General features: G+C 64.8%; 6 protein-coding genes. 4 read left to right on the top strand and 2 right to left on the bottom strand.

Features of this window, described 5'->3' with window-relative positions; genetic code table 11:
* The first annotated feature begins 179 nt into the window (after positions 1 to 179).
* From gltB to ACPXYO_RS13385, 3 genes are all read left to right on the top strand, one after another.
* The gene (gene gltB, locus ACPXYO_RS13395; RefSeq protein WP_423921361.1) at positions 180 to 4,928 is read left to right on the top strand and encodes a glutamate synthase large subunit; all 4,749 of its coding nucleotides are present in this window, start codon (positions 180 to 182) and stop codon (positions 4,926 to 4,928) included.
* 56 nt (positions 4,929 to 4,984) lie between these two features.
* Positions 4,985 to 6,442: a glutamate synthase subunit beta gene (locus ACPXYO_RS13390; RefSeq protein ID WP_423921358.1), complete on the top strand. Its 1,458-nt coding sequence runs from the start codon at positions 4,985 to 4,987 to the stop codon at positions 6,440 to 6,442.
* Positions 6,443 to 6,642: 200 nt separating this feature from the next.
* Entirely contained in the window at positions 6,643 to 7,395 is a 753-nt protein-coding gene (locus ACPXYO_RS13385; protein ID WP_423923862.1) for a M20/M25/M40 family metallo-hydrolase, read from the top strand.
* Between the two features lie 64 nt (positions 7,396 to 7,459).
* Here ACPXYO_RS13385 and ACPXYO_RS13380 read toward each other — a convergent pair whose 3' ends face one another.
* Both ACPXYO_RS13380 and merB read right to left on the bottom strand, forming a co-directional pair.
* Entirely contained in the window at positions 7,460 to 8,107 is a 648-nt protein-coding gene (locus tag ACPXYO_RS13380) for a hypothetical protein (protein ID WP_423921356.1), read from the bottom strand.
* A 6-nt stretch (positions 8,108 to 8,113) separates the two neighbouring features.
* A complete protein-coding gene (merB, locus tag ACPXYO_RS13375; protein ID WP_423921353.1) occupies positions 8,114 to 8,605 on the bottom strand; it encodes an organomercurial lyase in 492 nt (163 codons plus the stop codon).
* A 346-nt stretch (positions 8,606 to 8,951) separates the two neighbouring features.
* On the opposite strand from merB, the gene ACPXYO_RS13370 reads away from it, so the two are divergent.
* The gene (locus tag ACPXYO_RS13370; protein ID WP_423921350.1) at positions 8,952 to 15,290 is read left to right on the top strand and encodes a cell wall-binding repeat-containing protein; all 6,339 of its coding nucleotides are present in this window, start codon (positions 8,952 to 8,954) and stop codon (positions 15,288 to 15,290) included.
* The last annotated feature ends 26 nt before the right edge of the window (positions 15,291 to 15,316 follow it).

The raw sequence follows: 15,316 nt of genomic DNA, 5'->3' as shown, positions 1-15,316 counted from the left end.
CGCAGATCACCTTACCAGCCTCACGGACGTTTATTCACGCATTTGCAAATTTATTCAACCATGTGCGGGGCCGCCGTCCGGTAAAGCGTCGGTAGACTCGCTCCCCACAGGGCCAACGACGTCCCTGGGGCCGCGAAGTGGCAGTACGCCACTTCAGTTATCTCACTGGGACGTCGCCAATGCCGACTGCCGAATCTGCGCCAGGCGTCGAAGGCCGCCCTGCCGTACGCTCTGGCCCGTACGCCGCTCCCCCGCCCGCGCAAGGGCTCTATGACCCCGCGTACGAGCACGACTCGTGCGGTGTGGGCTTCGTCGCCGACATGTCCGGCGTTCCCAGCCGCGCCGTCGTCGATCAAGCCCTGCAGTGCCTCGTCAACCTCGACCATCGCAGCGCCACCGGGGCGGAGGCCAACGTCGGCGACGGCATCGGCCTCACCGTTCAAGTCCCCGATCAATTCCTGCGAGCGGTCTGCGATTTCGAGCTCCCGCATGCGGGCCGCTACGCCGTCGGCACGGCGTTCCTGCCTCGCCAAGATCCCGAAACAGCTGCTGAGGCCATCGAAGCGATCATGGTCGACGAAGGGCTCGAGGTGCTCGGTTGGCGTGACGTCCCGACCGATCCCTCCTCGCTCGGCAAGTTCGCCACCGATCCCATGCCGGTCTTCCGCATGCTGTTCGTGGCCGCACCCGAGGGCAAAGGGCTGGAAGGACTCGACCTCGAGCGCCGGGTCTATGTCGCGCGCAAGCGCACCGAGCACGAGATCGACCCTGCCCCGTACTTCGGCTCCCTGTCGTGCCGGACGCTCGTCTACAAGGGGATGCTGACCTGCAGCCAGTTCGCGGAGTTCTATCCCGACCTCGTCGACCCCCGCATGGAATCAGCGCTCGCGCTGCTTCACTCGCGATTCAGCACCAACACCTTCCCCTCGTGGCCGCTTGCACACCCGTACCGCATGCTCGCCCACAACGGTGAGATCAACACCGTGATGGGTAACCGCAACTGGATGCGGGCACGCGAAGGCACGCTGTCGAGCCCGCTGTTCACCGCTGCAGACGGCACCAACTTGCTCGAACGCACCTACCCCATCTGCACCCCGGGTGCGTCGGACACGGCCAGCTTCGACGAGGTCCTCGAGCTGCTGCACCTCGGCGGCAGGACGCTGCCGCATGCGGTGTTGATGATGATCCCCGAGGCGTGGGAGAACCACGCCCGCATGCCGCAGGACAAGCACGACTTCTACGAATTCCACGCTTCACTGATGGAGCCGTGGGACGGTCCTGCAAGCATCGCCTTCACCGATGGGACCGTCGTCGGAGCCGTGCTCGACCGCAACGGCCTGCGACCCTCCCGTTACTGGGTGACCTCCGACGGCCTGGTCGTGATGGCGTCGGAGGTCGGCGTTGCTGACATTGATCAGACGCGCATCATCCAGAAAGGCCGCCTCCAGCCAGGCCGCATGTTCTTGGTCGACACTTCCCAAAGCCGCATCGTGGGCGACGACGAGATCAAGCGCGACCTGGTGACTGCCGAGCCGTACGGCGACTGGCTGGCTGACGGGCTTGGGCACCTCGAGGATCTGCCGCCTCGCTTCAACCTCACTCCCCAGCACGCTTCAGTGACGCTGCGCCAGCGCACGTTCGGCTACACCACCGAGGAGCTGCGGATCCTGGTCGCGCCGATGTCCCGTACCGGCATCGAGCCGATCGGTTCGATGGGCACCGACACCCCGATTGCGGTGCTGTCAAAGCGCCCGCGCCTGCTCTTCGACTACTTCAGTCAGCTCTTTGCGCAGGTCACGAATCCGCCCCTTGATGCGATCCGTGAGGAGCTGGTCACCTCGACAAAGGCCAAGATCGGCCCCGAGGGGAACCTGCTGATGCCCGGCCCGGAGTCATGCAAGCAGATCGTGCTGCCCTCCCCGATCCTGTCGAATGAGGATCTGGCGAAGATCCTTTACATCGACGAGGACTCGCGCACAGCGCCGCATGGAGCGGCGTCAACAAGCACAGCGCCGCATGGAGCGGCGTCAACAAGCACAGCGCCGCATGGAGCGGCGTCAACAAGCACAACCCTATCGAACGGCGCCGCGACAAGCAGCGCAGCGCCGCAGTTCCGGCCGTTCGCAGTGGACGGCCTGTACCCCGTGGCCGATTGCGGCGGGGGCATGGAGCGCGCCATCACCGATGTCTGCCGACGGGTCGACGAGGCCGTCGCCGACGGCGCACAGATCATCGTCCTGTCAGACCGTTACAGCGACCCGGAGTACGCGCCCATCCCCTCGCTGCTGCTCACGGGCGCAGTGCACCACCATCTCGTGCGCAACAAGACCCGCACGATGGTGGGGCTGGTGACCGAGTGCGGCGATGCACGCGAGGTGCACCACATGGCGCTGCTGCTCGGCTACGGCGCCAGCGCCGTGAACCCGTACCTCGCCTTCGAGTCGATCGACGACATGGTGCGCAACGGCGTCATAACTGAGGTCGACGAGCGCACCGCGAAACGCAACTACGTCAAGGCGTGCACCAAGGGCGTGCTGAAGGTGATGTCGAAGATGGGCATCTCCACGGTGGCCAGCTACACGGGCGCGCAGGTATTCGAGGCGGTCGGTTTGGGGCCCGACGTCATCGATCGATTCTTCACCGGGACAACCTCCAAGCTCGGCGGCGTTGGCCTCGACGTGCTCGCCGCCGAGGTCGCCGAACGCCATCGATTCGCCTACCTGGACAATCCCACTGAGGCGGCGCACCGCGACCTGTGGGCCGGCGGCGAGTACCAATGGCGGCGCGAGGGTGAATACCACCTGTTCAACCCTGAGACCGTCTACAAGCTGCAGCACTCCACCCGCGCCGGCCGCTACGAGGTCTTCAAGGAATACACCGGGCTGGTGGACGACCAGTCCACCGAGTTGGCAACGCTGCGAGGTCTGTTCGAGCTTCACCCGGCACCCGGCGGGCCGATACCGATCGACGAAGTCGAGCCAGTCACCGAGATCGTGAAGCGGTTCTCGACCGGGGCAATGAGCTACGGCTCGATCTCGGCAGAGGCGCACGAGACCCTGGCCATCGCCATGAACCGCATCGGGGGCAAGTCCAACACCGGCGAGGGCGGCGAGGACCCTGAGCGCTACCTGCCCGATCCGAACGGCGACCTGCGGCGCTCTGCAATCAAGCAGGTGGCCTCGGGGAGGTTCGGTGTCACCTCGGAGTACCTCACCAATGCCGACGACCTGCAGATCAAGATGGCCCAGGGCGCAAAGCCCGGCGAGGGCGGGCAGCTGCCGGGTCCCAAGGTGTGGCCCTGGATCGCGAGGACCCGCCATTCCACACCGGGAGTCGGCCTCATCAGCCCGCCGCCGCACCACGACATCTACTCGATCGAGGATCTCAAGCAACTCATTCACGATCTGAAGAACTCGAACCCGCAAGCTCGTGTCCACGTGAAGCTCGTGGCCGAGGTGGGCGTGGGCACGGTGGCTGCCGGCGTGTCCAAGGCCAAGGCCGATGTCGTGCTGATCTCAGGGCACGACGGCGGCACCGGGGCCTCGCCCTTGACCTCGCTGAAGCACGCCGGCGCACCATGGGAGCTGGGCCTCGCCGAGACGCAACAGACGTTGCTGCTGAACGGCCTTCGCGACCGCATCGTCGTGCAGACCGACGGGCAGCTCAAGACCGGCCGCGACGTGATCGTCGCAGCAATGCTGGGAGCCGAGGAGTTCGGCTTCGCAACTGCTCCGCTGGTGGTGTCGGGCTGCATCATGATGCGGGTCTGCCACCTCGACACCTGCCCGGTGGGCGTCGCGACGCAGAACCGGGAACTGCGCAAGCGCTTCGGGGGTCGGCCCGAGTTCGTCGTGAACTTCTTCGAGTACATCGCTCAGGAGGTCCGCGAGTATCTGGCGATGCTGGGGTTCCGCTCGCTGCCTGAAGCCATCGGGCGTGTGGATCGCCTCGATACCACCGCAGCAGTGGCGCACTGGAAGGCGCGCGGCTTGGATCTCTCACCGATCCTGGTTGAGCCGCAGACGCCCTGGCCGCAGGACCGTTACTGCACGCAGAGCCAAGACCACGGTCTGGAACGGGCGCTCGACCAGCAGCTCATCGAGCTGGCTGCGCCTGCGCTGGAGCGGCGCGAACTCGTGCGGGCGGAGTTGCCGATCAGCAACGTGAACCGCACGGTCGGAACCATGCTCGGCCACCGCATCACTGCTGCACACGGCGGCGCAGGACTGCCCGACGACACCATCGACCTGACGTTCAACGGCTCAGCCGGACAGAGCTTCGGCGCATTCGTGCCGAGCGGAATGACAATGCGGTTGTACGGCGACGCCAACGACTATTTGGGCAAGGGCCTGTCGGGCGGACGATTGGTGGTGCGGCCGCCGCGGGCGACGAATCCGGACTTCGTGGCCGAGGACAACATCATCGCCGGGAACGTGATCCTGTACGGGGCGACGAGCGGCGAGGCGTACATCCGCGGATGCGTGGGCGAGCGATTCTGCGTGCGCAACTCGGGTGCCACTGCCGTGGTCGAAGGCGTAGGAGATCACGCCTGCGAGTACATGACCAGCGGCATGGTGGTGGTGCTGGGCAGCGTCGGACGCAACTTCGGCGCAGGGATGTCGGGCGGCGCCGCGTTCGTGTACGACCCCGACGACGTCTTCTGGCGGAACCTGAACACCGAGATGGTCGATCTGGAACCGCAGCTCGACGACGCCGATGCGCAGACGGTGCGAAGCGCGCTGCGCCAGCACCTCGCCGAGACCGATTCGGTGCCGGCCGAGCGCATCCTGCGACGCTGGCACAGCGAGGTGCGGTCCTTCCGCAAGGTGATGCCGAAGGACTACCGGCGAGTGCTCGAGGCCCGAGCGGCAGCGGCCGAACTCGGCCAAGACCCCGACGAGGCAGTCATGGCGGCTGCGCATGGCTAGGCACCACGCAGTGCGGGCACGGCGCAGCCGCCAGCAGTCAGGCACATGGGCTGCGCATGGGTGATATCCGGGGATTCCTGCGGCACGACCGCGAGCTGCCGACGCGGCGCCCAGTGCCGGTGCGCCTGCGCGACTGGCGTGAGGTTTACGAGCCGTTCGCAGATGAGGATCTGCGCGCACAGGCCAGTCGCTGCATGGATTGCGGCGTGCCGTTCTGCAATTCGGGCTGCCCGCTGGGCAACATCATCCCGGACTGGAACGACCTTGTGCACCGCGACCGCTGGCGCGACGCCATCGAGCGGCTGCACGCAACCAACAACTTCCCCGAATTCACTGGCCGGCTGTGCCCTGCCCCGTGCGAGGGGGCCTGCGTGCTCGGCATCAACGCTGACCCGGTCACGATCAAGCAGGTCGAGGTCGCGATCATCGACAAGGCCTTCGAGATGGGCTGGGTGCGGCCCGAGCTGCCAGCGGTGCGCACGGGTCGCAGCGTTGCGGTGGTGGGCTCGGGTCCTGCCGGGCTGGCTGCGGCGCAGCAGCTCACCCGGGCGGGTCACGACGTGACGGTGTTTGAGCGCGCTGACCGGCTGGGCGGGTTGCTGCGGTACGGCATTCCCGAGTTCAAGATGGAAAAGCGCCACATCGAGCGGCGGCTCGATCAGATGAGCGCCGAGGGCACGAAGTTCCGTACGGGCGTCGAGGTGGGGGCAGATATCCCGGTGGCGGACCTTCAGGCCGACTTCGACGCGCTGGTGCTCGCGGGCGGTGCCACTGCGTGGCGTGACCTGCCGATTCCAGGTCGCGAGCTCGACGGCATCCACCAGGCCATGGAGTACCTGCCGTGGGCGAACAAGGCCCAAGAAGGCGATCTGGACCCGGCCGACGTACCGATCAGCGCCGAAGGCAGGCAGGTGGTCATCATCGGCGGCGGCGACACGGGTGCTGACTGCTTGGGTACCGCACATCGTCAGGGAGCGGCGTCGATCCACCAATTCGAGATCCTGCCGCGGCCGCCCGACGAGCGATCGTCGGCCAACCCGTGGCCCACCTATCCGATGATCTACCGAACCTCCTCAGCCCACGAAGAAGGCGGCGACCGGGTGTACTCGGTGAACACCGAGCAGTTCCTCGGCGACGACAGGGGCGCCGTGCGGGCACTGCGGGCACACGAGGTGGTGTTCAGCGAGGGTCGTTTCGCCAAGGTGGAGGGCACCGACTTCGAACTCGAGTGTGAGCTTGTGCTGCTCGCGATGGGATTCTTGGGGCCGCAGCAACAGGGCTTGCTGGCTCAGCTCGGCGTCGAGACTGACGCACGCTCCAACGTCGTGCGCGACGACGATTACCGCACCAGCGTCGACGGCGTGTGGGTGTGCGGCGACATGGGGCGCGGCCAGAGCCTGATCGTGTGGGCGATCGCCGAAGGCCGTGCGTGCGCGGCGGCGGTGGATGAATCCCTCATGGGTCACACCGCCCTGCCGAGACCGATCCCGCCGTCTGCCCGTCCGCTCAACTGAGCAACCGACGGCGGGCGCAGCGATACCACGATCAAGCGTCCGGGAGGTGACCACATTGAACTCGAGCACGTACATGGTGGACGGCGAGCGTCTGTGGCAGACGCTTGCTTCGCTGGCGGAGATCGGCGCGACACCGGCGGGCGGCGTTGCTCGTGTGGCGCTCACCAGATGGCGCAGGACGCCGTCCGATCGGGCACTAGATCGAACCCCACATCGAGCAGGGACCGATTCTCGAAGCGGCCAACGTGACGCTCGGCGCAGTGACGGGAGTGCAGGGCATCCGCTGGTACGACGTATCGATTGAGGGGCAGTCGGCGCACGCCGGCAGCACGCCGATGGAACACCGCGCCGATGCCATGGTGGCCGCGGCTCGCCTCGTGTGCGAGGCCGATGAGATTGCCGGCCGTCGGGCACCCGAGGGGCGCGCCACGGTGGGCACGCTTGCGGTCGGCACCGGTTCGCGCAACACCGTGGCGGGCTCGGTTTCGCTGACTGTCGACCTGCGCCACCCTGACGCCGCAGAGCTGAAGGCCATGCACGACGAGCTGCTCGCATTCGCTGACGGCCCGGCATTCGGCCTTCAGCCCGACAGCGCCGCATTAAGCGGCGTCAATCAGCCCGGGGCCGCATTGAGCGGCGTCGACCAACCCAGCGGGCGCTCGCTCCCCCGACCGCGGATCACCCCGATCTGGTACTCACCGCCGATCGTGTTCGATCGCCAGGTAATCGAAGCGCTGCGCGCCGGAGCGGCCGCGGCAGGCTTCGAGCCGGTCGACATCACCTCCGGTGCTGGTCACGATGCCTGCTACGTGTTGCAGGTCGCCCCGACAGGGATGCTGTTCATTCCCTGTGCCGACGGTCTGTCCCACAACGAGGCCGAGTCGATACTGCCCGAGCACGCAACGGCTGGCGCTCAGGCGACGCTGAACGCAGTTCTCGTGTTGGCGGGCTAGCGCCGAACCGCGCAGCCTGCCGACTCATACAGACGGCAGCAGTGCAGTTCCGGGGTGCGATTGCTCACCCGAGCTGGGACAGCTCGCGGCATTTCAAGATTGCACGGGCGGCCTGCTCCATGGCCGTCCAGGCGGGCTGGTCGGCCATCTCGCCCTGCCAACCCATCTGCCGCAGTCGCTCGGTGAGCCGCGCGTCGCCGACACCGACATCGGCCCGCGCCAGCCATCCAGTGGCAGCCTGTACGTCGCGCACCGCCGACCTTCGAGTCTCCACCCACTGTTGTGGGCCAGCCTCAGGCAACGGGTCAGCGGGAATGGCAACGATCATCGCCCTGGCGGTGTTGCGCCAGTGGCGGGCGATCTCGACCGGCACCGCTGCGGGCCACTCCACCAGCAAGCGCTCTTCGACGCTTCGGTCTTGAGCTGAGGCTCCTTCGACCACGCTGACATCAACCTTGCTGAGCGCGGTCGCCGCCGCTGTCGTGGCCCGCACGTCGGGCGGTGCGGGTGTCAGGCGTGCCCGCAGCGCCGCGAACGCTGCGGCGCCCCCGGGCCCGGTCATCCAGGAGATGAAGTCGCTGCGGGCACGTGCCCGGAACATCTCGGTGGCGAACGTGTCGGCCCACCACTCCACCGGCCGCAGCATGAACGCCATGCGCGGATCGAATTCCTCCCACCGACGGGCATGTTCTTCCGACCGGAAGAGGTTCATGCCCGCTCAGCGGAACGGCCGATTCGCCGCGTCCCCCCCGACGGGACTACGGGTGTAGCCGACCATCGTCGGAGGGTCGATCGCCAGGATCTCCTCGTCGCGCATCTCGATGCGCAGCGGTTCGCCGCCCAGCAGGCACGGCGCATCCACGGTCACGGTGCGGCCCCCGAACAGCCAGCGGCACGCCAGCGCCTCGAAGCCGCACTGGGCGAACCAGCGCTGCTCGCCGTCGACGCTCACCCGGTACTGGGTGGGCTGGTTGTTGAACGGCGGAAACGATGCGATCCAGTCAGTGCCAGGGTGCATCCAGCCCGGCGTCAGGTCGATGATCCGGGAAATGAGCGCCTTGGCGCGCAGCGGTTCGACGCCCAGTGTGCGAGCCAGCTCGGCGTAGTGAGGAGCCACGCCAGTCGCCACGATCTCGCTCATGATCGCCGCGTAGGCGTCGTCCAATTCGGCCAGCGGAAACTCATCTGCGGCGTTCGCTGCATCGGCCATTGCACGACTGTAGGGCTTGGCTCGCGAAATCAAGAAATCCGCTGATGAATAACCGCTGATAGCGCCCATTATTCCGAGCAAAGGGTCCACCATTTTGGCTCCGGATTGCGGTACTTCTGTCGAGTCGCACGCCGTCGCCGACGGCACGCATTTGTGAGCGCAGGAGGCCCTGTTGCCCGAGGCGACCGTTACGACATCTCTTCGCCGCGGACGGCGTTTGATGGTGCCTGCGCGGTCAGCGGCAGCCACGCGCTGGCGTCGGACCTGCGCGGTTTCGGCGGTTGCCATTGCCGCTGCGTCCTTGGCGGTCGTTTCACCGCCGGCGAGTGAGCCTGCGGCGGCCCAGGTGGTGCCACTTGGCGCGTCGTGCAGCGAGCTCAATGCCATGGTCGGGCGCCCGACGAACACCTACATCGTCCGCCAAGGCGTCAAGTTCGTCTCGGACTCGCAATCGAGTGTCGGACCCGGCTCGAACAACAGCTACAGCAACGGGGAGACTGTCCGCATCCAGGTCAAACTCAGCCTGAACGTCCGTTGGGACGTTCGCGACGATCTCGACCCCAATGTCAAGCCGCTGTCCGTCGCCTTCATGCTCGGCGACAGCGAGAAGACGGCGGAGGCAACTCCTGCGGAGGGCAAAGACAACAACATCCTGAGATTCGACTACACGCTGGATTCGGATGACGGATCCCACAGCGCCAGCGACCTCTGGATCCCCGAGAACTCGGTCAAGGCCAATGATTTCGCATTCGCGAAGACCGCCTCGAACGTGCCGCACCAGGAGATCCACGGTCCCTGCGGCGGCGCGGACGTGGAGCATCCCGCCGTCTTCCATCCCAAGTCGAGCGGCTCACCGACCATCATCAGCAGGCCCAAGATCATGAGCGAGCCGCTCGATGGTGATGCCTACTACCAGGGCGAGGAGATCTGGGTCCGGGTCGAGTACAGCGAACCTGTCACCGTGAGCGGCACCCCGACGCTGACACTCGATGTGGGCGGGACGGACAGGCAAGCGCGCTATGTCTCGGCCAGCACGAACAACGAGCAATCGCTCCCGCACCCGCCCATGGACCCGCGACGCCGTTCCAGCATGACCCGTCTGCTCTTCGCGTACGAGGTGACAGGGAGCGACAGCGATACCGACGGCATCAGCATCGACAGGGGCAGCCTGAGCGGGGGCCCGATCCGCGCCATGGACAATGGCGTTACGGCGACGCTCAACCACGACGGCCTTGGGGCCGCCGTCGAATACAACGCCCGCGAGGGCGGCGACCCGACCGTGGCCAAACACCTGGTCGACGGCAGCCGCCTGCCCTTCGACCACGAAGAACCTTCAGACTCGCTGCGCAGCGAGTTGGTGGACTCCGGCACTCCGGCGCACGTCACGAGCTATGCGACGCGAGTCGTCAGCGAACCGGCCAGCGGCACGACGCTCCATGCAGGCGAATACATCGTGGTGCGGGCCGAGTTCAGCGAAGCCGTGGTCGTCGAAGACAACCGGCTGGAGCTGCCAATCCAGTTCTTCAACTGCTACAACGCCGACTTCAACCACATAGAGACCCTCGAGGCAGAACACGGCCTCAATTCCGATGAGGTGGAGACGTACAAGGACAGTCTCGAGGCTTATGGCTGTCTCGAGACCAATGGAGACCGGATCAGTCCCACCCTGAAGTACGCCAAGTACCTCTCGGGCTCGGGTCACACGAGGCTGCTCTTCTGGTACCAGATCGGTTCTGCCGACAAGGACCGCGACGGCATCATCGTGCCTGACGGCAACTTCACTTACGACGGCGGCAAGGAAATCACCTCAAGCATCCAAGACAGCATCATCACCGCTGACGATGGCGCCGAGCTCTACACCCACTATTCGGACGTCTTCGACAAGCCGCTGAAGTACCAGCGGGCCGACGGTCAAGCCGTCGAAGGCCCACCGATCATCATGTCGGTCGACATCACCAGCGATCCGAACACTGGCGACGACGACCCACGAGACACCTACGAGTTCGAAGACACCATCCAAGTCAGAGTGACGTTCAATCAAGACGTCTCGGTCACTGGAATGCCGAAGCTGACCCTCAATCTCGACAGCGGCCCCGAAGACGCGACGTACGCGTCGGGCAGCGACTCAAGGTTGCTCTTCTTCCACTACACCGTCGAGGCGGGAGACCGGGACCGCAACGGCATCAGCATCAACCAGAACAGCCTGAAGCTGGACGGCGGGACGATCGTGGCCGTCGACGATCCGCTCGAAATTGCATCACTGGACCACCGAGCGCTCGGCACTCAGGGCGGGCACAAAGTCGACGCAATGGCGCCGATCATCACTGGCACCGGCATCAGCATCGTGAGCCGGCCACCGAATGGGGGCACCTACTACGGCGTCGGGTCGGACATCGACATCCAAGTGACCTACGACGAGACGGTCGAGGTCTCTGGCACCCCGATACTCAACATTGCGCTGAGCACCAGTACCCAACCCGAGACTAGGACCGCCTCGTACGACCAGACGGCAAGCGACGCAGACAGCAACGACCGCACCATCGTCTTCCGCTACACCGTCTCTTCTCCCGATGATGACCCCGACGGTGTTCGGGTGCTCAAAGGCAGCATCTCCGGCGGCACGATCGAGAGCGTGAGCCCGAATCCGCTCCCCGCCGATCGCGACTTCGAGGAGCTGCGGACCCAATCCGACCACAAGGTCGAGACGGTCGAGCCGACGGTGAGTTCTGTCGCAATCGTCTCGGACGGCTCGTGCGATGTGGGGCCGTACCAAGTTGACGACATCATCTGTGTAGCTGCGACGTTCAGCGAGCGGATATGGGTTGACACCTCCAGCAGCGATCCCAACGTCGAACTCGTTCCCTACATCGAGATTCGAGTCGGCGACGGTCAAGCTGTGCAGGCGCCGTGCGATTGCGACAATGTCCGCAATGCCCAGCGCCTCGTGTTCGAGTACGCCGTCCAACCGGGCGACCTCGACACCGACGGCATCAGCGTTGATCGCGACAGCATCCACGACGGCGGCGGAAAGATCACCGACCAGGCGGGCAACCGGGCCGACCTGGCACACGACCCCATCGCGGCAAGCAACTCCGGCCCTGACAACTCGGTGGATGCCATCGTGCCGACGATCACGAGAGGGCCGACGCTGATCGACGGGCCGCTCAGCGGACAAGACACCTACGGCAGAGGTCAAGAGATCAAGGTCGAATTTGAGTTCAGCGAGAACGTTTCAGTTACCGGAACGCCGCTGCTGGCGCTTGAGTTCAACTACGTCGACTCGGCCAATGTGGATGTCACCGCCGTCAAGCAAGCCCCCTATCGCGCCCACCTGTCAACCGGCTGTGCCTCAGACATCGACCCGTGCAAGCTGCTGTTCTCCTACATAGTGCAGGCGGGCGATATCGACCCCGACGGCCTCAGCATCACCCAGAACGCATTCGACAAGCAGTCCAACCGCAGCAAGATCATGGATGCCTCGCGGAACCGGGCCGACCTCCGTCACCCCGAACTCGAGACGCAAACCGGTCACAGAGTTGACGCCGCCGGGCCGATCATCACCCAAATCCTGGCAACCCCTGATGGCGTTCATGGCATCGACGACGTCATCACCTTCACCGTCAGCTTCGATGAACCCATCGAGATCGACACGTCGAACGTCGACACGACGGATACGAGCACCGCAAATGACGGTCTGCGTCTACGTCTGACCATCGGCAACAGCACCGAATACGCGACCTACACCTCGGGCGGTTCGAACATACAACTGCTCTTTGAGTACACCGTCGTCGAGAACGACCTCGACGAGAACGGCATCACCGTTCCCGCCAACGCCATGGAGAAGCGGGGCGCAGTCGTCTCGGATCTCTACGGCAACGAGTCATTGCTCCGAAACGACTCCAAGACCAACTGGTCCGATCATGAGGTGGACGGCGTGCGGCCTCGGGTCGTCGGCAATGCCACGATTTCCAGCGAGACGCACCCGGGCACCAGCTACTACGGCGCGGATGACGAGAAGCCGATCACGGTCCAAGCCAGATTCAGCGAGCATGTCGTGCTCAGCAGCGCCTCGGTGAAGCTGCAGATCGGGGATGATCCCGACGACAACAACGAGCGCCTCGCGCTCTGGCAACCTCCTGTGAACTATCTCCGCGACGTTGGCATCGAGGTGCTGACGTTCAGCTACACCGTCGACGGCCCGGACGGCGACCACGACGACAACGGCATCAGCGTCCTTGCCGATGGCCTAGTTGGCGATATAACCGATCTCGCGGGCAATGCACCGACGCTGACCCTTGACAACACCTTCGAGCACGGGGGCATCACCAATGCCGGCGCGCACAAGGTCGAGACGACGAGACCCACGGTGGAGAGTGTCGTGGTCTATTCGGACTCACCGGGGGGCGACGCCACGTACCACGAGGGTGACGCCATCATGGTCAAGGTCGTGTTGAGCGAACCGGTGATCGTCCCTGGCACACCGAGGATCGACTTGGAATTCGACGGCGGAGTGACGAAGACGGCCTCGTTTGAACGCGTGCTCAACGACAACATGTCGCTGATCTTCACCTACACCGTCCAATCTGGCGACATGGACGCTGACGGCTTCAGCGTCAAGATGAACACGCTGCGCCATTCATCAGACGGCAAGATCACCGATGTGCCTCGCAACGAGGCGGTTTTGGACCATTCCGCCGTCGATGCCGGTCTAGACCACAAGGTGAACGGTGACCTCATGCCGCGCGGTCCATGGGTGATGCAAGCACCCAGGATCACGAGCAATCCGGCCAAGATCAACACCTACGGCAAGCACAACGGCGCGTTCGAGGTCATCACACTTGAAGTGATGTTCAGCGAGGAGGTGACGGTCTCCGGCAGACCGATACTGCCGCTGACCGTCGGCAGCGGACCGAAAGTGGACGCGACATTTTCCACCGGCAGCGGTAGCGACAAGCTCATCTTCAGCTACAGGGTCAACTCCGGTGATCTGGACCCTGACGGCGTCAGCGTCGACGCCGGGACCATCCGGGGTGGAACCATCGTTGCCGAAGACGACCAGACCCCCGCACTCCGCTCAGTGCCCGCGCTCGACAACGTGCCGGGGACGCACATGGTCGACGGAGTGGCACCCGAACTCGACCCGGTTCCCGAATTCACCAATACTCCGGCCGACAACGAGACCTACATGAAGGACGAGGTCATCCAGGTCACGGCCCACTTCGACGAGCACATCATCTTCACCGGCACTGATCCAACGATGCAGTTGATCATTGGTACTTCCATGAAAACGGCAAGGCTTACGAGTCCAACGACCATCGATGACGAGACCGGCACCATCTCCTTGGTCTTCGAGTACGCGGTGGCGGCCGGCGACATGGACGACGATGGCGTCAGCCTTCCGGCTGACGGCATCCGCGGATCCATCACCGACATCGTCGGCAATCCCTTGGACCGTACGCACGTCTCGATCTACGGCGGCCTCAACCGCAAGGTGGACGGCGGCCCAGCGAATCGTCAGCCCACTACTCCCGGCAACACCGGTGGCGGTGGCTCGAGTCCCGACCGGATCGGCCCGGACGACGACCGCCTCAGCGTCCGCGTCGAGCGCATTGGCGGCATCGACCGATTCGAGACGGCGAAACTGATCGGCGAACGCTACGTCCGCGAAATATCTCGCGACCGTTCGGTGCCAGCCGAACAGCGGATGGTCGATACGGTCGTCATCGCGTCAGGGCGAGCATTTCCTGACGCGCTGACTGCATCAGCCCTTACAGGCTCGGCATTGAGCCCCATTGCTCTCTCCGGCCCGTCACTGGCCGGCAGCCGACAGGCTCCATTGTTACTGACCGAACCGGATGAGCTCCCGTCGTTCACCCGGGACTTCCTCGTCGAGAACGAGATCAAGCACGTCTATATCGTGGGCGGGACAGGTGCGATCTCGAGGAGTGTCGAGACCGCAATCGCTGCACTGCCGTCAGTCACCAGCGTGATGCGATTCGGAGGTGAAGACCGCTACGCCACCTCTGTGTCGATTGCATCGGAGGTCTCGGCGATGATGGGCGGAGCCGGGGAGTTCTGCGGCACCTCGCTGCGTACGGCCTTGCTGGCGGTCGGCGACGACTTTGCTGACGCTCTCGCCCTAGCCCCGATCGCTGCGCGTGGACCTCATCCACTGCTTCTGACTCGCCGTGACGCCCTGCCCGAGAGTGTACGTGACTTCTTCGCTGCAGCAGCCGAACTCGGCACTATCGAACATGTTGTCGTCGCGGGGGGCGCGTTCGCTGTGTCCGATTCAGTCATTGACGAATTGACCGAAATGGGTCTCAACATCACGCGTCTCGGCGGCGAAGACCGGTTCGACACTTCGGTGCGGATTGCAATCTATGTCCTGAGGGCAGCCGCGAGCGGCCAAGGTGCCTGCCTGGACACGAACCGCGTTTCCTTCGCGACCGGCTTGGTGTATGCCGATGGTCTCTCCGGTGGACCGCTCATGGCTCACCTGAGAGCGCCGACCGTGCTGCTTTGGCCAGACGCTGTGCCAAAACAAGTCGATGGATTCCTGAGCTGGCATCTGCTCGACCATGAGAACCTGACGCTCACCGTGCTCGGCGGACCTGCGGCACTCTCGTACGGCGTGATTCGTAAGGTACGGATCGCTGTGCAAGACGTCCTCGACCTCGACTAACTCGGTTCCGATAGCAACAGCTAGGT

The organism is Candidatus Poriferisodalis sp. (assembly GCF_965237655.1).
Lineage (GTDB): Bacteria > Actinomycetota > Acidimicrobiia > Acidimicrobiales > Poriferisodalaceae > Poriferisodalis.
This window is presented reverse-complemented; position numbering and strand designations above follow the sequence as displayed.

Excerpts from the sequence above, each read along its gene's own strand:
- gltB (WP_423921361.1), top strand. The coding sequence starts at position 180 with ATGCCGACTGCCGAATCTGCGCCAGGCGTCGAAGGCCGCCCTGCCGTA.
- ACPXYO_RS13390 (WP_423921358.1), top strand. The coding sequence starts at position 4,985 with ATGGGTGATATCCGGGGATTCCTGCGGCACGACCGCGAGCTGCCGACG.
- ACPXYO_RS13380 (WP_423921356.1), bottom strand. The coding sequence starts at position 8,107 with ATGAACCTCTTCCGGTCGGAAGAACATGCCCGTCGGTGGGAGGAATTC.
- merB (WP_423921353.1), bottom strand. The coding sequence starts at position 8,605 with ATGGCCGATGCAGCGAACGCCGCAGATGAGTTTCCGCTGGCCGAATTG.